This window comes from Nocardioides sp. BE266 (assembly GCF_031457855.1).
GTDB lineage: Bacteria > Actinomycetota > Actinomycetes > Propionibacteriales > Nocardioidaceae > Nocardioides.
Genome location: NZ_JAURTI010000004.1, coordinates 405,055 through 422,639, shown reverse-complemented (window position 1 = coordinate 422,639; position 17,585 = coordinate 405,055). Strand labels below are relative to the sequence as shown.

Genomic DNA, 17,585 nt, shown 5'->3' with positions numbered 1-17,585 from the left:
GGGACGCTAACCGCAGGGTGCGACATCGATCGACCCAGTTTCTGGGGAAACTCGGCCTTCAGCGCCGCAGCGAGTCGACCCAGTTGCGCAGCAGCGCGGCGCCGGCGTCGCCGGACTTCTCCGGGTGGAACTGCGTGGCCGACAGCGGACCGTTCTCCACGGCCGCCACGAACTTGTCGCCGCCGTGCTCGGCCCACGTGACCAGCGGCGCGGCGGTGCGGTCGTTCGTGACGAGGTCCCAGGTGCGGGCGGCGTAGGAGTGGACGAAGTAGAACCGCTCCTGCTCCACGCCGGCGAACAGCGAGGATCCTTCGGGCACCTCGACGGTGTTCCAGCCCATGTGCGGGACCACGTCGGCCTCGAGCCGGGTGACGAGACCCGGCCACTCGTCGCACCCGTCGGTCTCCACGCCGTGCTCGACACCACCGGCGAACAGGATCTGCATGCCGACGCAGATGCCGAGGACCGGGCGTCCTCCGGCGAGCCGGCGACCGATGATCCGCTCGCCCTTGATCGCGCGCAGGCCCGCCATGCAGGCGGCGTACGCCCCGACGCCGGGCACGACGAGGCCGTCGGCCGCCAGCGCGGTGTCGAAGTCGCCGGTCAGGGTGACCGAGGCGCCTGCCCGCTCGACGGCCCGCACGGCCGAGCGGAGGTTGCCCGAGCCGTAGTCGAGGACGACGACCTCAGCGGTCACAGAGCGCCCTTCGTGGACGGTACGCCGGTCTCGCGCGGGTCGATCGCGACCGCGTCGCGGAAGGCGCGCGCGAAGGCCTTGAACTGCGCCTCGACGATGTGGTGCGGGTCGCGACCGCCGAGCACGCGCACGTGCAGGGCGAGGTGGGCGTGGAAGGAGATCGACTCGAAGACGTGACGCGTCAGCGAGCCCATGTAGGGGGCACCGGTGCCACCGATCGCGACGTACTGCTGGCCCTCGGGCTCACCGCTGTGCACGCAGAACGGGCGACCGGACACGTCGACGACGGCCTGCACGATCGCCTCGTCGAGCGGGACCGTGGCGTCGCCGAAGCGGCGGATGCCGGTCTTGTCGCCGAGCGCCTCGCGCAGCGCCTGGCCGAGGACGATCGCGGTGTCCTCGACGGAGTGGTGGGCGTCGATGTGGGTGTCGCCGCTGGTGTGCACGACGAGGTCGACGAGCGAGTGGCGGGCGAAGGCGTCGAGCATGTGGTCGTAGAACCCCACGCCGGTGGACACCTCGGAGCGGCCCGTGCCGTCGAGGTCGACCTGGACCTCGACCTGGGACTCCTTGGTGGTGCGCTCGATCTTCGCGGTGCGGCTCATGCCCGCTCCTCCGTTGCTCGTCCGATGACCTGCTCGGTCTCCATTGTCTCGAGCAGTGCCTGCCTGAATGCTGCCATCTCGTCGGCCGTGCCGATCGAGACGCGCAGCCAGCCGTCGGGTCCGGTCTCGCGGATCAGCACGCCCCGGTCGACCAGCCCCTGCCACACGGCGTGCCGGTCGGCGAGGCGGCCGAACAGCGCGAAGTTGGCGTCGGAGTCGGCGACCTCGAGCCCCTGCTCGCGCAGCCAGGCCACCGTCGCGTCGCGCTCGACGCGCAGGTCGTCGACCTTGCCGAGCAGCTCCGGCGCGTGCCGCAGCGCGGCCAGCGCCGTCGCCTGGGTGACGGCGGAGAGGTGGTAGGGCAGGCGCACCACGCGGATCGCGTCGCAGATCGCGGGATCAGCGGCGAGGTAGCCCAGCCGCGCCCCGGCCAGCGCGAACGCCTTGCTCATCGTGCGGCTGACCACGAGGTTGCGGTGCACGGGCAGCAGCTCGAGCGCGCTCGGTGTGCCGGCCCTGCGGAACTCGCCGTAGGCCTCGTCCACCACCACGATCCCACCCGGGTCGTACGACGCCGCGGCCTCGCAGAGCATCGCCACCGCCTCCGGCGGCAGGGCCGTGCCGGTGGGGTTGTTCGGGCTCGGCAGCAGCACCACCGACGGCCGCCGCTCGAGCACCAGCTCGCGCGCGGCGTCGAGGTCGAGCGAGAAGTCCTCGGCACGGTGGCCGGTCACCCACTCGGTGACCGCGTCGCGGGCGTACTCGGGATACATCGAGTACGTCGGCGCGAACGAGAGTGCGCACCGGCCCGGCCCGCCGAAGGCCTGCAGGAGCTGGAGCATCACCTCGTTGGACCCGTTGGCCGCCCACACCATGTCGGCGGTGATCCCGGAGCCGCCGGAGGTGTTGAGGTAGGCCGCCAGGCCCTCACGCAGCTCGGTGAACTCGCGGTCGGGGTAGCGGTTGAGCGTCGTCGCGGCCTCCCCCACCGCCTGCGCGATGTCGGCCGCGGCCTCCGGCGACGGGCCGTAGGGGTTCTCGTTGACGTTGAGCTGGACGGGCAGGTCCAGCTGCGGCGCGCCATAGGGCTCGATCCCCCGCAGCTCGTCGCGCAGGGGTGGGAACGCCGCGGTCACCGCCCGGACTCGAATCGCACCGACACGGCCTGGCCGTGGCCCGGCAGGTCCTCGGCCTCGGCGAGGGTGACGACGTGGTCGGCGACCTCGGCCAGCGCGGACTGGGAGTAGTCGACGACGTGCACCGACTTGGTGAACGCGCGGACCGACAGGCCGCTGGAGTGGCAGGCGCACCCGGCGGTCGGCAGGACGTGGTTGGACCCGGCGCAGTAGTCGCCCAGGGACACCGGCGCCCACGGGCCGACGAAGATCGCGCCGGCGTTGCGGATCCGCCCGGCGTGCGCCGCGGCGTCGCGGGTGTGGATCTCGAGGTGCTCGGCGGCGTAGGCGTTGACGACGTCGACGCCCTGGTCCATGTCGTCGACGAGCACGATGCCCGACTGCTGGCCCCCGAGCGCGGTGCTGATCCGCTCGGTGTGGCGGGTCGCGTAGACCTGCTTGTCGAGCTCGGCCTCGACCGCGTCGGCGAGGTCGAGCGAGTCGGTCACCAGGACCGAGGCGGCCATCGGGTCGTGCTCGGCCTGGCTGATCAGGTCGGCCGCGACGTAGGACGCCTCGGCGCTGTCGTCGGCGAGGATCGCGATCTCGGTGGGACCCGCCTCGGAGTCGATGCCGACGACGCCGCGCAGCAGCCGCTTGGCGGCCGCGACGTAGATGTTGCCCGGACCGGTGACCAGGTCGACCCGCTCGCAGGGGCCTGCCCCGTGGGCGAACATCGCGATCGCCTGCGCACCGCCGACGGCGTACACCTCGTCCACGCCGAGCAGCGCGCACGCCGCCATGATCGTGGGCTCGGGCAGGCCGTCGCGGTTCTTCTGCGGCGGGCTCGCCAGCGCGATCGAGCGCACCCCCGCCACCTGGGCAGGTACGACGTTCATCACGACGCTGCTGACCAGCGGAGCCAGGCCGCCGGGGACGTAGAGGCCGACCCGGTCGATCGGCACCTTGCGGTGGGTCACCGTGGCGCCGGGCGCGACCTCGCTCACCACGTCGTGCTCGAGCTCGGCCGCACAGGTCGCGCGGAGGCGCCGGATCGACTCCTCCAGGCCCGCGCGGACCGCCGGGTCGAGCTCGGCCAGCGCCGTCTCGAGGGCCTCCCGCGGGACCGCGATGTCGTCGCGCTCGACGCCGTCGAATCGGGCGGAGAACTCCGTGATCGCCTCGACGCCCCGGGCCCGGACGGCGTCGATGATCGGCTGCACCTGATGCGTGGCGGCCTCGACGTCGAACTCGGCGCGAGGCACGCTCGCGCGGTAGTCGACGGACGCCGGGTCGGCGCCCCTCAGGTCGATGCGGCGGATCAAGGACATGCCCCGATTCTAGGTTCCGCCTCAGCGCGCCCCGACGGCGACCGCGAGGCGTGGACACGGGTGCCGGGTTGGTCGCTAGGTTGGTCGTGTGAGCGACCAGCTGCCGATGTTCCCGCTGAACACCGTGGTGTTCCCCGGGATGAGCGTGCCGCTGCACGTCTTCGAGGACCGCTACCGGATGCTCGTGCGCCACCTGCTCGAGGTGGAGGACCCCGCCCAGCGCGTCTTCGGCACCGTCGCGATCCGCGAGGGCTACGAGGTCGGCGACCACGGTGCGCAGTCGGTCTACCGGGTCGGGTGCGTCCTCCAGCTCACCGAGGTCGACCGTCGCGACGACGGCACGTTCGACATCGTCGCGGTGGGGCGCGAGCGCCTGATGCTCGAGGAGATGCAGCGCGGCGAGGAGTTCCCGCAGGGCGTCGCCGAGGTGATCGCCGAGCCCGAGGTCGACGTCCCGCAGGACCTGCTCGACCGGGCGCGCGCGACCTTCACCGCGTTCCGGGTGGCGATGACCGAGCTCCAGGGTGACCCGTTCAGCGGGACGCTCCCCCGCGACCCCGACTACCTCGCCTGGACCCTGTCCGCGCTCGCCCCGCTGCCGATGGCCGAGCGGCAGTCGCTGCTGGAGGCCACCGACGCCACCGAGCGCCTCGAGCTGGTCACCCGGCTGCTGACCGCCGAGCTGCGCGCCATCAACGTGATCCCGTCGCTGCCCGCGACCCAGGTGGCGCGCACCGCGTGGTCCCCGAACTGACGATGGCAAAGAAGTCCCGTGCCGCGGGCGGCACCCCGGCCACGGTCGCGCTCACTGCCGCCGGCATCGCGTTCGAGGTGCGGGCCTACGACCACGACCCGCGCACGACGTCGTACGGACTCGAGGCGGCCGAGGCACTCGGCGTGGACCCGGCTCGGGTCTTCAAGACGCTGCTCGCCTCGCTCGACGGCAAGCTGGTGGTCGGCATCGTCCCGGTCTCCGGGCACCTCGACCTCAAGGCGCTCGCCCGGGCGCTGGGCGGCAGCAAGGCGGTGATGGCCGAGGTGGCTGCCGCCGAGCGCGCCACCGGGTACGTCGCCGGCGGGATCTCGCCGATCGGCCAGAAGCGGGCGCACCCGACGGTGCTCGACGCCTCGGCGCTCGACCACGACACGATCCTGGTCTCCGGTGGCCGGCGCGGCTTCGACCTCGAGCTGGCCCCGAACGACCTGATGGCGGCCACCGGAGCGGTGACCGCCACCATCGGGCGTTGAGCTGACCGACCTCAGTCGGTGGTCAGCTTGAGCTGGCCGTGCATGACGTCGCCGTCGACCCAGCTGCTGATGCCGAAGGCCGAGAGCGGCTCGAGGTTCTCGCTGACCTCGGGCATGTCCTCGGTGACCCGGACCAGCCAGTTGTCGTCGGCGTCGAAGTTGACGTAGAGCACCGACTGGGCGTCGCCGGACTCGACGACCTTCTTGTAGTCGTCGGTGTCGCCCAGGTCGCCGCCGGACTCGAGCTTGCCGCGGTAGTCGTCCTGCAGCGCGACGACGGCGTAGCCGTCACCCTCGGAGACCTTCATGTACTCCGCAGCCTCCGGCGGGACCTGCGCGGCGATCTTGTCGAGCACGGCCTGGATCTCGCCGGCGTCACCCTTGATCGTGATGCCGACCGGGACCTCGCCGGGACCGCCGTTGGCGATCGCGTCGGGGTCGATGCCGCTGCCGAGCGAGACGGTCATGCCGTCGCCGAGCAGCGTCTCGATGTCCTCGGGGAACGCCAGCCCGGTCTCGTCCTCGAACTGCGCGAGCTGCTCGTCGATCGAGTCGGCGTCCTCGGGCGCCAGGCTCTTGACGTAGTCGAGCATCGCGTCGCCCCAGCCGTCGGTCAGCGACAGGCCGAACGCCGCGACGGTGTCGTCGGGGAGCCCGCCGATCATGGAGACGCCCTCGTCGCTCTCCATGTACTTGGTCAGGTCCTTCTGGTAGTTGGACATGGCGTACTCGACCTCGACCGCACCGTCGTCGAAGCGGACCGTCGCGGCCGCACCGTCGAACTCGTCGAGCATCTGCTGGAGCTCCTCGGGCACCTGCTCGTCGGCCATCGGGTCGGTGCCCATGCCGCTCATGTCGCCCATCAGCGCGCCCATGCCGCCGAGGTCCTCGGCGTACTTGGTGACGCCCTTGGCGACGTAGAAGGACATGAAGCCGTCGTCGCCGGCCTCGCCGGTCCAGGTGCCGAAGCCGGAGTCGTCGGCCAGCGAGCCCTTGTCAGCCGCGTCAACGACCTTGGTCGCGATCTCCTTGGTCTCGGAGATCACCATCCAGTCGCCGTCGACGACCCAGCCGCCGACCTCGCCGTCGGCACCCTCGCCGCCGCACGTGTCGATGAGCTTGCCCATGCCGTCCTCGGCCTTGGCGCTGTCGGTGACCTGGACGACGCCCACCGCGGCGGGCTGGTCCTCACCGAGGTCGACGGCGGCCATCGCGGCGCGCGAGCCGAGCCACGGCTTGACGTCCTTGGCGTAGTCGAGGCCCTCGCAGGCACCGGACTTGGTGATCTCCTCGAAGAGCCGCTCGCGCAGGTCGTCGTCGGTCTGGAGGTTGATCTTGTCGGTGAACCCCGGGAACTTGCGCAGCGTCTTGATGGCCTCGATCTTCTGGCCGCCGCTCGGGTCGAGGTCGATGCTGAAGTAGGCCACGGTCGAGTCGGGCAGCGCCTCGGCCGGCTGGGAGCCGGTCGAGAAGAAGCTGGTGGCGGCCCAGGCGCCTCCGGCCACCACGACCGCGGTCGCGCCGAGCGCGCCGAGGACGGTCAGGCGCTTGCGGTTGTCGTTGGTGGGCGCGGCGTCGGCCGGCCCCGTGGTGTCCAGGAACTCCGGACCACCCGGTGTCGTGCTCATCTCGTTCAGATCCCCCGTTGCACGGGTCCCGACCCTCGTCGGGACATCCCCAGTCTTGTCGCGCGTAGCCTACCCGCGCGGACGCCTGGCCAATCCCTTCCCGGACAACAGGTAGGTGACGACCAGACCGGCCATCGCGCCGGTCGGCAGGACGAGCAGAGCCGTCGAGTGCCACGGCACCCGGTCGTGGTCGGGAGCGGTCAGCCCGAGGCCCCCGGTGATGTCGGTGGTGTAGTCGGCCGCGCCGGCGGCCAGGGCCTGCGGATCGGCCGGGCCGAGGCTGCTGCCGACGGCGTACATCACGAACCCGGCCACGCTGGCCGCCACGAGCACGGTGAGGGCCACCGCCGTCTCGTGGCCGCGCCACAGGCCGACCAGCACCCCGAGCAGGATGCCGAGGGGGAACGCGATCAGGACGAAGAGCGCGATGCCCTGGAACGACACGTCGGGGCCGGCTGGCTCGATGTACCAGTGGCCCTTGTAGGTCACCCCCGCGGGCGCGTGCCACAGCCGCTCCCAGAGCACACCGGCTCCGGCTCCCGCGGCGAGGAACGCGACGACGACCACGACCAGCCGCACGAGCAGGGACCGCGAGACGCGCGGCTCCACCTCGTGCACCGGCTGCTCGCTCACCCCGCCAGGCACCCGGGCCCCAGCAGCTGCTTGAGGTCGGCGAACAGCGCCGGGCTCGGGCTGACCCGCAGGTTGTCGTCGAGCTTGAGCACCTTGGTCGAGCTGCGGGTGAGCAGCTTGAGCTGCACCTCGGTCATGCCGGGGTGGGTGCCGAGCACGTCGCGCAGCTGCGCCACGACCGGCGGGGTGCAGCGCGTGGACGGCAGGCTGATGACCACCGGGCCGGTCGGGCCCTGGGAGAGGTCCGGCGCGGTGACCTCCTGCGCGCGCAGCTCGGGCTGGTCCTTGTCGCGGGAGAGCTGGCCCTTGATCCGCACGATGTTGTCCTCGACCAGCAGCGTCGAGGCGAGGGAGTACGAGCTGGGGAACAGCAGCACGTCGATGGCGCCGTCGAGGTCCTCGAGCGTGATCGTGGCCCACGGGTCGCCACGCTTGGTGATCTTGCGCTGGACCGAGGTGATCAGGCCGCTGACCGTGAGGGTCGAGCCGTGCGCGCGCTCCTCGTCGAGCATCAGCTGGCCGATGGTGCAGTCGGTGCCCTGGGAGAGGACGTGCTCGAGGCCGAGGAGCGGGTGGTCGGAGACGTAGAGGCCGAGCATCTCCCGCTCGTGGCTCAGCAGCGTCATCTTGTCCCAGTCGTCGATGTCGGGGATCGTCACGCTGACCCCGAAGCCGCCGTCGTCGTCGCTGAGGCCGCCGAAGAGGGAGTCCTGGCCGATCGCCTCGTTCTTCTTGAGGTCGACGAACTGGTCGACGGCCGTCTCGTGGACCGCGACCAGCGCCCGCCGCTTGTGCTTCATGTCGTCGAAGGCGCCGGCCTTGATCAGCGACTCCACGACGCGCTTGTTGCACACCAGCGCCGGGACCTTCTCCATGAAGTCGTTGAAGTCGACGTAGCGGCCCTTCTCCTCGCGGGCGGCGGCGATGCCGACGACGACGTTGTGGCCGACGTTGCGCACGGCCGTCAGGCCGAAGCGGATGTCGTGGCCGACGGGCGTGAAGTTGGCGTGGGACTCGTTGACGTCGGGCGGGAGCACCTGGATCTTCATCCGGCGGCACTCGTTGAGGTAGATCGCCATCTTGTCCTTGTCGTCCTTGACGGACGTCAGGAGGGCGGCCATGTATTCGGTCGGGTAGTTGGCCTTGAGGTAGGCGGTCCAGTAGGTGATGACGCCGTAGGCGGCCGAGTGCGACTTGTTGAAGGCGTAGTCGGAGAACGGGAGCAGGATCTCCCACAGCTTGTCGATGGCGACCTGCGGGAAGCCCCGCTCGAGCATGCCGGCCTGGAAGCCGGCGTACTGCTTGTCGAGCTCCTCCTTCTTCTTCTTGCCCATCGCGCGACGGAGGTTGTCGGCGGCGCCCAGGGTGAAGCCGGCCAGCACCTGGGCGATCGCCATCACCTGCTCCTGGTAGACGATCAGGCCGTAGGTCTCCCCCAACACCGGCTCGAGCGCCTCGGCGAGGGCCGGGTGGATCGGCTCGATCGGCTCGCGGCCGTTCTTGCGGCGGGCGTACTTGTTGTGGGAGTCGGCACCCATCGGGCCGGGGCGGTAGAGCGCGGAGACGGCCGTGATGTCGGCGAAGACGTCGGGCTGCATCGAGCGCAGCAGCGAGCGCATGCCCGAACCATCGAGCTGGAAGACGCCGAGCGTGTCGCCGCGCCCCATCAGCTCGTAGGTCGGCCGGTCGTCGAACGGCAGCTCCTCCAGGACCACGTCGAGGTCGCGGTTGGCCTTGATGTTGGCGAGCGCGTCCTCGAGGATCCGGAGGTTGGACAGGCCGAGGAAGTCCATCTTGACCAGCCCGAGCGACTCGCACATCGGGTAGTCGAACTGGGTGATGATCGCGCCGTCCTGCGGCCGCGCCATGATGGGTACGACGTCGATGATGGGCGCGCTCGACATGATCACGCCGGCCGCGTGGACGCCCCAGTTGCGGATCTGGCCCTCGAGGCCGAGGGCGGTGTGGAAGATCGTGCGGACGTCGGCCTCGGAGTCGTGCAGCGCGCGGAACTCGCCACCCTCGCCGTAGCGCTTGTGGGTGGAGTCGAAGATGTCCTTGAGAGCGACGCCCTTGCCCATCACGTCGGGCGGCAGCGCCTTGGTGATGCGGTCGGAGATCGCGAAGCCGTGGTCGAGCACGCGCGCGGCGTCCTTGATGGCCGCCTTGGACTTCAGCCGGCCGAACGTCGCGATCTGGGCGACGCGCTCGGTGCCGTACTTCTCGGTGACGTACTTGATGACCTCGCCGCGACGGGCGTCGTCGAAGTCGATGTCGAAGTCGGGCATCGAGGGGCGCTCGGGGTTGAGGAACCGCTCGAAGAACAGGCCGTGCTCCAGCGGGCACAGGTCGGTGATGCTCAGTGCGTAGGCCGCGATCGAGCCCGCGCCCGAGCCGCGGCCCGGACCCACGCGGATCCCGTTGCGCTTGGACCACTGGATGAAGTCGGCGACCACGAGGTAGTAGCCGCAGTAGCCCTTCTGCGAGATGACGCCGAGCTCCATCTCGACGCGGTCCCGGACCTCCTGGTTCAGCCGCTCGCCGGGGTAGCGCTGCTCGATGCCGCGCCACACCTCCTTGCGGAACCAGCTCTCCTCGGTCTCGCTCTCAGGCACGTCGGCGCGCGCCATGTAGCCGCCGGTCGACTCGGTGAACTCGACGTTGCACCGCTCGGCGATGGCGAGGGTGTTGTCGCAGCCGTCGGGGAACTCCGACCACAGCTCGCGCATCTCGGCGGCCGACTTGATGTAGTAGCCACCGCCGTCGAACTTGAGGCGGTTGGTGTCGGAGAGCCGCTTGCCGGACGCGACGCAGATGAGGGCGTCCTGGCCGTCGGCGTCCTCGGGGTTGGTGTAGTGGGTGTCGTTGGTGACGATGGTCGGCAGGTCGAGCGTCTTCGCGATCCTGACCAGGTCGTCGCGGGTGGCCCGCTCGGCGGCGATGCCGTGGTCCATCAGCTCGAGGAAGAAGTTGTCCTTGCCGAAGATGTCCTGGAACTCGCCGGCCGCGCGGAGGGCCTCGTCGTACTGGCCCAGGGTCAGGCGGGTCTGGATCTCGCCGGAGAGGCAGCCGGTGCTGGCGATGATGCCCTTGGAGTACTGCTGGAGCAGCTCACGGTCCATGCGGGGCTTGTAGTAGTAGCCCTCGATGCTGGCCAGGCTGGCGAGGCGGAAGAGGTTGTGCATGCCCTCCGTCGTCTCGGCCCACATCGTCATGTGGGTGTAGGCGCCGCCACCGGCGACGTCCTTGCCGCCCTCCTCGGCCAGGTCTCCCTTGCCCCACCGGATGCGGCGCCGCTCCCCGCGCGCGGTGCCGGGGGTGAGGTAGGCCTCGATGCCGATGATCGGCTTGACGCCGTGGCGCCTGGCCTTGCTGTAGAAGTCGTAGGCGCCGTGCAGGTTGCCGTGGTCGGTCATCGCGATGGCCGGCATGCCGAGCTCGCTGGTGCGGGCGAACAGGCCGTCGAGCAGGGACGCCCCGTCGAGCATGGAGTACTCGGTGTGCACGTGCAGATGCACGAAGTTGTCTGTGGCGCCGGCCGACATGGAGGAGACTTCCGCACCTTTCATGGGGTCGCTGGGACAGGGGATGCTGACTGCGCAGCGGAGAGGGGGAAGAGCAGTCAGCCTACGTCAGTGTGCACGGCCCCACCGACAAGACACTCGCGCTCCTCCGAGCCGCGCTCACTGCCAGTCGATCGCGTGCCCGTGGCCGTGGCTCCACGCCAGGGGTACGCCGTCGAGCGCGGTCACGAAGCGCCCCGAGGGGACCTCCCGGTCGCCCGTGACGCGGGGCAGCACCCGTCGCCCCTCGTTGCTGATCCAGTGGCAGCGCCCCTCTGCCACGAGGCCCGTCATCAGGTCGTGGAAGCGCTCGCGGGCGGGCTGCTCGAGGTAGGCGATGACGGCGGAGTGGAGGACGACCGGCGTGCCGTGGGGCGCGGCCGTCTCGAGCAGGCCGGGGAGGTGGTCGAACAGGTCGCCGCGCACCAGGGCGGGCGGGTCCTGACGGGCCACGTCGACGGCGGCGCGCAGCCGCTCGCGCCGCTCGTCCTGCTCGGGCCAGACCAGGTTCTCCAGCCAGGCCATCGCGTCGGGGTCGGTGACGTCGAGGGGGTTGAGGTCGACCCCGCCGCGCCAGGCGACCTCGGGGTGGGCGCTCGGCACCGGCAGCGGCCCGGTGACCTGCGCGGTCAGGAGCGGTCCGCCGCTCCCCCGCAGCTCGCCGACCGGCGGCCAGGCGTAGTCGTAGCGGTCCGGGAACAGGCACAGCCCGGCGCTCGCCCCGACCTCGATGAGCGCGAGCGGTCCCTCGACCAGGGCGAGCACCGGCGCCAGCGTGGCGAGGCGGCCCGCCTCGTTGGTCTGGGTGGCCCGCGCCATGACGGTCTCCCGGACCTCCGGCTCGTGGTCGAGCAGGACCTGTCGCAGGCCGTCGTACCCTCCGGGCGCGGGAGCGCCGTGCCAGCGGGCGGCCGCGAAGACGAGGTTGGGCTGGCGCTTGACCGGCGGCAGCGTGCCCAGCCACGCCAGGACCTCCTCGTCCTCGGTGACGCCGAGCGCCCACGCCTCGAAGCACGGCGAGTCGCCGGCGGCGTAGGTGGCGAAGTCGCGGTACTCCTCGATCACGTCGTCGTACAGCAGCACGGGGCCATACTGCCCGCTGCGCCCTCGTCAGCGATCCCCGGCTGACCGGGGATCGCTGAACATGTCAGGCCGTGCAAGGGCCGACATGTTCAGCGAGAGCCTGACAAGTCGGCCGCCAGCGTCATCGGCGGGTCGGGAACGGCCCGTCGGGGCCGATGCTGGCGTTGCCCATCCGGATGCCGGAGAACTCCAGCCCGGCGTCGCGGATGCCGGCGAAGTGGTCCTCGAGCGCGGCCAGCACCCGGAGCTCGATGCCGTGCGCCTCGTGCAGCCCGACGAGGTCGCGGACCTCGACCGGCGGGCCGAGCGGCGTGACCGGGTGGGTCGCGACGTGCGCGTGCGGTCGCTCGCCGAACGGCTCGAAGTCCGCGGCGGCGAACCGGTAGGCGTAGAGCGTGGTCGCCTGCATCGTGGAGAGCCAGGCCTCCTCCACCGCGTGCACCCGCGGCACGCCGTCGCCCCACGCGCACACCCGCGGGCACTGGCGCGGGAACCAGTAGCACGGGCTGTTGAGCGCGTCGACGGTCCAGACGTAGGCCTCGGGTTGCTGGGCCGTCGCCGCGACGTGCGGCACGAAGTGCCGGATTGTGGGGTCCTCGCTGAAGTGGAGGAGCTCCCCCGGCGCCGGCAGCACGTCAGGACCGGTCGTGGCTGGCGGCGTCGAGGGACTCGGCGATGATCACGTCGACGATGCGGGCGACCCGCTCCTCGCCGAGCTCGGGGACGACCGCCGCGACGCGGCGCACGATCTCGGCCTCGCGGGCGGGGTCGCGATCGGCCGACGGCTTGACGGCCTGCACGGCGCGGGTCAGCGCCGTACGGCGGGCGAGGACGTCGCCGAGCACGAGGTCGGTGTCGTCGATCAGCCCCCGCAGGAAGGCCAGCGGGTCCGAGCCCGGCCACGCGACGCGGATGTCGGGAGCGTGCTCCTCGTTGCCCGAGCCGTCGGTGCGCTCGAGCTCGAGGCACCCACGGTGGCGGTAGAAGTCGCGGGCAGGCTGGTTGGACTCGAAGACCCACAGGCAGAAGCCGTCCGGGCGCTGTGCCGCGACGAGGTCGAAGAGCGCCGAGCCGACGCCGCGACCCTGTGCCTGCGGGAGGACGTAGAGGTCGTCGAGCCAGGTGGGCGTGGAGCGGGCGTAGCCGACGACCTCGCCACCGTCCTCGGCCAGCCACACGTCGTACGACGTCAGGTCCCAGCCGGCGACCCAGGCGCGCACCTGGTCAGGGGTGTGCACGCCGCGGGGCATGGCCGGCTCGGCGGCCTCCCGAGCAGCGAGGTGCACCTCCGCCACCTGGTCGAGGTCGCCCGCGAGGGCGGGGCGGAGCGCGAGGCCGGTCACGGTCGGGTCAGTGCTCGTCGCGGATGACCTCGAGCGCGTGGGCGAGGTCGTCGGGGTAGGTGGACTCGTAGGTGACGTAGTCGCCGGTCTCGGGGTGGTCGAAGCCCAGGCGCATCGCGTGCAGCCACTGCCGCTGGAGGCCGACGCGCTTCGCGAGCGAGGGGTCGGCACCGTAGGTCAGGTCGCCCACGCACGGGTGCTTGAGCGCGCTCATGTGCACCCGGATCTGGTGGGTGCGACCGGTCTCGAGGTGGATCTCGAGCAGACTGGCGAAGCGGTGCGCCTCGAGGGTCTCGTAGTGGGTGACGCTGTGCCGACCGTCGGCCATCACCGCGAACTTGTAGTCGTGGGCGGGGTGGCGGCCGATCGGGGCGTCCACCGTGCCGGCCAGCGGGTCGGGGTGGCCCTGCACGAGCGCGTGGTAGGTCTTGTCGACCGTGCGGTGGCGGAAGGCGTTCTTCAGCACCGAGTAGGCGTGCTCGGACTTGGCGATGACCATCACGCCGGACGTGCCGACGTCGAGCCGCTGGACGATGCCCTCGCGCTCCTTGGCGCCGGAGGTGGAGATCCGGAAACCGGCACCGGCGAGGTGGCCGACGACGGTGGGTCCCTTCCACCCGGGCGAGGGGTGCACGGCCACGCCCACGGGCTTGTCGATCACCACGATGGCGTCGTCGTCGTGGATGATCCGGATGCCCTCGACGATCTCCGGGACGACCTCGAGGGGGTCGGTCTCGGCGGGGATCGTCACGTCGAGCATCGACCCGGCGTGGACCCGGTCGCTCTTGCCGACAGTCGCGCCGTCGACCTGCACCAGGCCCTCGGTGATCAGGTCGGCGGCCTTGGTGCGCGAGAAGCCGAACATCCGTGCCATCGCGGCGTCGACCCGCTCGCCGGCGAGGCCGTCGGGGACGAACACGGTGCGCTGCTCGGTGCGGGTGCTCATGCCGCCCCGCTCACTGCTCGGGATCCGCGGCCGGAGCGGAGTCGGTGTCGCGGTCACGGTCGCGCGTGCCGTCCAGGGCGACCCCGCGGAACGTCTGGAGGATGATCAGCCCGGCCGCGACGTTGATGCACATGTCGGCGACGTTGAAGACCGGCCAGTTGGGCAGCATCAGGAAGTCGACCACGTGGCCGTGGAACGGCTCCGGCTCGCGCACGATGCGGTCGGTGAGGTTGCCCCCCACACCGCCGAGCAGCAGGCCCAGCGCGACGGCCCAGCCGGTCGAGCGGACCCGCCGGCTCAGCCACAGCACCACCACGACCGCCAGCATGGCCAGGCAGGTGAACACGATGGTGAAGTCGGTGCCGGTGCTGAAGGCCGCACCCGGGTTGAAGGTCAGGTGCAGGGTGAACCAGTCACCGAGCAGGGGTACGTCGCCGTCGGCGAGGGCCCGCATCGCCCACTCCTTGGACCCGAGGTCCAGGGCATAGGCCAGCACTCCCACCGCGGCGAAGACCAGCCGCGCGTCGAGCCGTCGGCTGGCTGGGTCGTGATCGACCGGGTCGCTGGGGTTCAGCGACGCTCCTCGCGCTGCTTGCATGACATGCACAGTGTGGCATGCGGCACCGCCATCAACCGATTCTTGCCGATGGGGTTGCCGCAGGAGTCACAGACGCCGTAGGAGCCGTCATCGATGTGGGCCAGCGCCCGCTCGATCTGCAGGAGGGTCTCCCGCTCCTTGGCCAGGACGGTGAGCTCGTGGTCGCGCTCGAAGCTCGTGGCGCCGACGTCGGCCTGGTCCTGCCCGGCACCGTCGCCCGCGTCGCGCATCAGGCCGGCGAGCTCGGCCTCGGCCTGCCCGACCGAGGTGGCGAGCCGCTCCTGGTGCTCCTTGAGCTCCTTGACGACCTCGTTGAGCTCGGCGCGGGTCCAGGGATCCTCCCCGTCGAGCACGACGAGGGTGGCAGGGGTGGCCTTGCGAGGCGCCTTCGTGGCTGCCTTCTTCGCTGGGGCCTTCGCCACCGTCGCAGTGCGGGTGGCGGGAGCGGTCGCGGTCGCCGCGGCCGCCTTCTTGGCGGGAGCCTTGGTCACAGGTGCCTTCTTCGCGGGAGCCTTCTTCGCCGTGGTCGCCTTGGTGGCGGGGGCGGTCTTGGTGGCCGGAGCCTTGGCAGCGGCCTTCTTGGCCGGAGCGGCCTTCTTGGCGGCGGCCTTCTTGGCGGCGGCCTTCTTGGCGGGAGCCGCCTTCTTGGCCGGAGCCGCCTTCTTCGCGGGCGCCTTGGCGGCTGCCTTCTTGGCGGGAGCCGCCTTCTTCGCGGGAGCCGCCTTCTTCGCGGGCGCCGCCTTCTTCGCGGGCGCCTTGGCGGCAGCCTTCTTGGCGGGTGCGGTCTTCTTGGCCGGAGCCGCCTTCGTCGCTGCGGCCTTCTTCGCCGGAGCGGCCTTGGCGGCAGGCGCCTTGGTCGCGGCCTTCTTCGCCGTGGACCCGCCCGCTGCACCGCGGCGACCGATCACCCGCTTCGCGGCTGCGGCAGCGGTGCCAGCCAGGGACTTGCGCGTCGTGCCAGCCATCTCCGAGGGCCTCCAGCCGTGCATCGGGTGTGGTGGAAACCACACGGTGGCACGGAGGTTAGCCGCTGCCACCGACCGAACCCAACATCGGCTCGCCGAAATGCGAGAACGACCACCCTCAGGGGCGGTCGTTCTCGCTTTTCACAGGCCTGTTCGAAGCTCAGCCCTCGTCGTCGCCGAGCACGGAGCGCAGGCGCTTGGGCGCGTTGGCGCTGTCGACGGGAGCCTGGCTCTCCGACCCGTTGGCCAGCGCCTCGAGCTGCTGGGTGAAGTAGGTCTTCAGGCGCGAGCGGTACTCGCGCTCGAACTGGCGGAGGGTCTCGACGTCGCTGTTGAGCTTGTCGCGCTCCTTCTCCAGGTCACCGAACATCTGCTGGCGGCGCTCGGCGGTCTCGGAGTCGAGCATCTGCGAACGCTGGCGGGCGTCGGCCTCCATGCGGTCGGCCTTCGTCTTCGACTCGCCCTCGAGGCGCTCGGCCTTGGTGCGGGCGGCGCCGACGATGCGGTCGGCCTCGTTCTTGGCGTCCTCGACGAGCTCGTCGGCGTTGCGGGTCGCGATCTCCAGGAGGCGCGCGGCGGCGTTGGAGGCGTCGGCCACGGTCTCGACGCGCATCGTCTGCACGGGAGCAGCCACGGGAGCGGCCGCGATGGGCTCGGGCTCCGGCTCGGGCTCGGGCTCCGGCTCGGGCTCCGGCTCGGGAGCGGCGGGTGCGGCAAACGACGTAGTAGCCGGTGCGGACCCGCCACCGGACTGAGCAGCGGACAGCTTCGACCTCAGGTCGTCGTTCTCCTTGGTGAGCCGTGCGAGCTCGGCCTCGACCTCGTCGAGGAACTGGTCCACCTCGCCCATGTCGTACCCCTCACGGAGTCGGACAGGTGTAAAGCGCTTGTTGCTCACGTCCTCAGGCGTCAGCGGCATGACCTCACCCAAACTTTCACGATCGTTGACACGGTGGCTCTGCTGTCAGGAGACAATAGCGCCCGGAGTCCTACGGGGCACAGTGACCCGTGTGACGGATGGTTCTTACAGGAAGATGGTCTCCACCACCCTGAGCAGGAGCCATGCTGCCACCATCACCAGCAGGAAGCTCAGGTCGAGGGCGACCGAGCCGATCCGCAGCGGCGGAATCACGCGGCGCAGCGCCATGATCGGCGGGTCGGTCGCGGAGTAGACGCCCTCCAGTGCGACGAGCAGCGGGCCACGCGGCTCCCACTGGCGCGCGAACACCTGGACCCAGTCCACGATGAACCGGACCCAGAGCAGGCCGATGAAGATGAAGAGGACGTACCAGAGGATGGAACCGAAGATCACCACGACTGAAGTATTGATCAGCTCTGGTTGAAGAAGCCGTCCTCGGCCATCCGCTCCTTGTCCTCCGCGGAGATCGCCACGTTGGGCGGCGAGAGCAGGAAGACCTTGTTGGTCACCCGCTCGATCGAGCCACGGGTGGCGAAGATGAGGCCGGCGGCGAAGTCGACGAGGCGCTTGGCGTCGTTGTCGTCCATCTCGCTGAGGTTCATGATCACGGGGGTGCCGTCGCGGTAGTTCTCACCGACGAGACGCGCCTCGTTGTAGTTGCGGGGGTGCAGGGTGGTGATGCGGCTCAACTCGGCCACGACTCCTGTCTGGACCGAGGCCGGACGACGGCGCTCGGCGAGGTCGGACACAGGGGCAGGGCGACGCTCGCGGGCGACCGGACGCTGGTCGACGGCGTCCTGGGTCGTGGCCTCGGTGTCGCCGTCGTACTCGTCGTAGTGGCCGGTGTCCTCGAGCAGGCCGAGGTACTCGCCGATCTTGCGCATCGCGCCGCTCATGAGACAGATCCTCCG

Annotated in this window: 18 protein-coding genes; 2 read left to right on the top strand and 16 right to left on the bottom strand. The window is 70.9% G+C overall.

Features of this window, described 5'->3' with window-relative positions; translation table 11 throughout:
- Positions 1-58 precede the first annotated feature (58 nt).
- The 4 genes from hisH to hisD are packed head-to-tail and all read right to left on the bottom strand — an operon-like array spanning position 59 to position 3,742.
- Complete coding sequence (hisH, locus tag J2X46_RS14355; RefSeq protein ID WP_310251651.1) at positions 59-697, bottom strand: imidazole glycerol phosphate synthase subunit HisH; 639 nt, start codon at positions 695-697, stop codon at positions 59-61.
- The gene (hisB, locus tag J2X46_RS14350; RefSeq protein WP_310251649.1) at positions 694-1,302 is read right to left on the bottom strand and encodes an imidazoleglycerol-phosphate dehydratase HisB; all 609 of its coding nucleotides are present in this window, start codon (positions 1,300-1,302) and stop codon (positions 694-696) included. The genes hisH and hisB overlap by 4 nt, the downstream gene beginning before the upstream one ends.
- Positions 1,299-2,438, bottom strand: coding sequence for a histidinol-phosphate transaminase (locus tag J2X46_RS14345; RefSeq protein WP_310251648.1), 1,140 nt, complete (start codon positions 2,436-2,438; stop codon positions 1,299-1,301). Before J2X46_RS14345 ends, hisB begins: the two co-directional genes overlap by 4 nt.
- Positions 2,435-3,742, bottom strand: a complete 1,308-nt coding sequence (hisD, locus tag J2X46_RS14340; RefSeq protein WP_310252074.1) for a histidinol dehydrogenase — start codon at positions 3,740-3,742, stop codon at positions 2,435-2,437. The genes J2X46_RS14345 and hisD overlap by 4 nt, the downstream gene beginning before the upstream one ends.
- Before the next feature lie 94 nt (positions 3,743-3,836).
- Here hisD and J2X46_RS14335 point away from each other — a divergent pair, with 94 nt between their 5' ends.
- Positions 3,837-4,502, top strand: coding sequence for an LON peptidase substrate-binding domain-containing protein (locus tag J2X46_RS14335; protein ID WP_310251646.1), 666 nt, complete (start codon positions 3,837-3,839; stop codon positions 4,500-4,502).
- Between the two features lie 2 nt (positions 4,503-4,504).
- Positions 4,505-4,996 carry a Cys-tRNA(Pro) deacylase gene (gene ybaK / locus J2X46_RS14330; RefSeq protein ID WP_310251644.1) on the top strand — a complete coding sequence of 164 codons (492 nt, stop codon included), beginning with the start codon at positions 4,505-4,507 and terminating at the stop codon, positions 4,994-4,996.
- A gap of 11 nt (positions 4,997-5,007) precedes the next feature.
- Here ybaK and J2X46_RS14325 read toward each other — a convergent pair whose 3' ends face one another.
- From J2X46_RS14325 to J2X46_RS14270, 12 genes are all read right to left on the bottom strand, one after another.
- Positions 5,008-6,624: a DUF3352 domain-containing protein gene (locus J2X46_RS14325; protein WP_310251642.1), complete on the bottom strand. Its 1,617-nt coding sequence runs from the start codon at positions 6,622-6,624 to the stop codon at positions 5,008-5,010.
- A gap of 69 nt (positions 6,625-6,693) precedes the next feature.
- Positions 6,694-7,257 carry a hypothetical protein gene (locus J2X46_RS14320; protein ID WP_310251640.1) on the bottom strand — a complete coding sequence of 188 codons (564 nt, stop codon included), beginning with the start codon at positions 7,255-7,257 and terminating at the stop codon, positions 6,694-6,696.
- Positions 7,254-10,802: a DNA polymerase III subunit alpha gene (dnaE, locus tag J2X46_RS14315; protein WP_310251639.1), complete on the bottom strand. Its 3,549-nt coding sequence runs from the start codon at positions 10,800-10,802 to the stop codon at positions 7,254-7,256. Before dnaE ends, J2X46_RS14320 begins: the two co-directional genes overlap by 4 nt.
- A 138-nt stretch (positions 10,803-10,940) precedes the next feature.
- Positions 10,941-11,903 (bottom strand): DUF2332 domain-containing protein, encoded by a 963-nt coding sequence (locus J2X46_RS14310; protein ID WP_310251638.1) that lies wholly within the window; start codon positions 11,901-11,903, stop codon positions 10,941-10,943.
- Positions 11,904-12,024: 121 nt separating this feature from the next.
- Positions 12,025-12,537, bottom strand: a complete 513-nt coding sequence (locus J2X46_RS14305; RefSeq protein ID WP_397214462.1) for a DUF6886 family protein — start codon at positions 12,535-12,537, stop codon at positions 12,025-12,027.
- Position 12,538: 1 nt separating this feature from the next.
- Positions 12,539-13,246: a GNAT family N-acetyltransferase gene (locus tag J2X46_RS14300; RefSeq protein WP_310251634.1), complete on the bottom strand. Its 708-nt coding sequence runs from the start codon at positions 13,244-13,246 to the stop codon at positions 12,539-12,541.
- 7 nt (positions 13,247-13,253) lie between these two features.
- A complete protein-coding gene (locus J2X46_RS14295) occupies positions 13,254-14,192 on the bottom strand; it encodes an RluA family pseudouridine synthase (RefSeq protein ID WP_310251632.1) in 939 nt (312 codons plus the stop codon).
- Positions 14,193-14,202: 10 nt separating this feature from the next.
- Positions 14,203-14,790, bottom strand: coding sequence for a signal peptidase II (gene lspA, locus J2X46_RS14290; protein WP_310251631.1), 588 nt, complete (start codon positions 14,788-14,790; stop codon positions 14,203-14,205).
- Entirely contained in the window at positions 14,763-15,755 is a 993-nt protein-coding gene (locus J2X46_RS14285; RefSeq protein WP_310251629.1) for a TraR/DksA C4-type zinc finger protein, read from the bottom strand. The genes lspA and J2X46_RS14285 overlap by 28 nt, the downstream gene beginning before the upstream one ends.
- A gap of 160 nt (positions 15,756-15,915) precedes the next feature.
- Positions 15,916-16,674, bottom strand: a complete 759-nt coding sequence (locus J2X46_RS14280; RefSeq protein ID WP_310251627.1) for a DivIVA domain-containing protein — start codon at positions 16,672-16,674, stop codon at positions 15,916-15,918.
- Between the two features lie 105 nt (positions 16,675-16,779).
- A complete protein-coding gene (locus J2X46_RS14275; RefSeq protein ID WP_310251625.1) occupies positions 16,780-17,070 on the bottom strand; it encodes a YggT family protein in 291 nt (96 codons plus the stop codon).
- Between the two features lie 14 nt (positions 17,071-17,084).
- A complete protein-coding gene (locus J2X46_RS14270) occupies positions 17,085-17,570 on the bottom strand; it encodes a cell division protein SepF (protein WP_310251624.1) in 486 nt (161 codons plus the stop codon).
- Between the last annotated feature and the right edge of the window lie 15 nt (positions 17,571-17,585).

Bases quoted from the DNA above. Each gene is read 5' to 3' on its own strand.
- J2X46_RS14280 (WP_310251627.1), bottom strand. From the start codon at position 16,674: ATGCCGCTGACGCCTGAGGACGTGAGCAACAAGCGCTTTACACCTGTC.
- dnaE (WP_310251639.1), bottom strand. From the start codon at position 10,802: ATGTCGGCCGGCGCCACAGACAACTTCGTGCATCTGCACGTGCACACC.
- ybaK (WP_310251644.1), top strand. From the start codon at position 4,505: ATGGCAAAGAAGTCCCGTGCCGCGGGCGGCACCCCGGCCACGGTCGCG.
- J2X46_RS14270 (WP_310251624.1), bottom strand. From the start codon at position 17,570: ATGAGCGGCGCGATGCGCAAGATCGGCGAGTACCTCGGCCTGCTCGAG.
- lspA (WP_310251631.1), bottom strand. From the start codon at position 14,790: ATGCAAGCAGCGCGAGGAGCGTCGCTGAACCCCAGCGACCCGGTCGAT.
- J2X46_RS14325 (WP_310251642.1), bottom strand. From the start codon at position 6,624: ATGAGCACGACACCGGGTGGTCCGGAGTTCCTGGACACCACGGGGCCG.
- hisB (WP_310251649.1), bottom strand. From the start codon at position 1,302: ATGAGCCGCACCGCGAAGATCGAGCGCACCACCAAGGAGTCCCAGGTC.
- J2X46_RS14285 (WP_310251629.1), bottom strand. From the start codon at position 15,755: ATGGCTGGCACGACGCGCAAGTCCCTGGCTGGCACCGCTGCCGCAGCC.
- J2X46_RS14295 (WP_310251632.1), bottom strand. From the start codon at position 14,192: ATGAGCACCCGCACCGAGCAGCGCACCGTGTTCGTCCCCGACGGCCTC.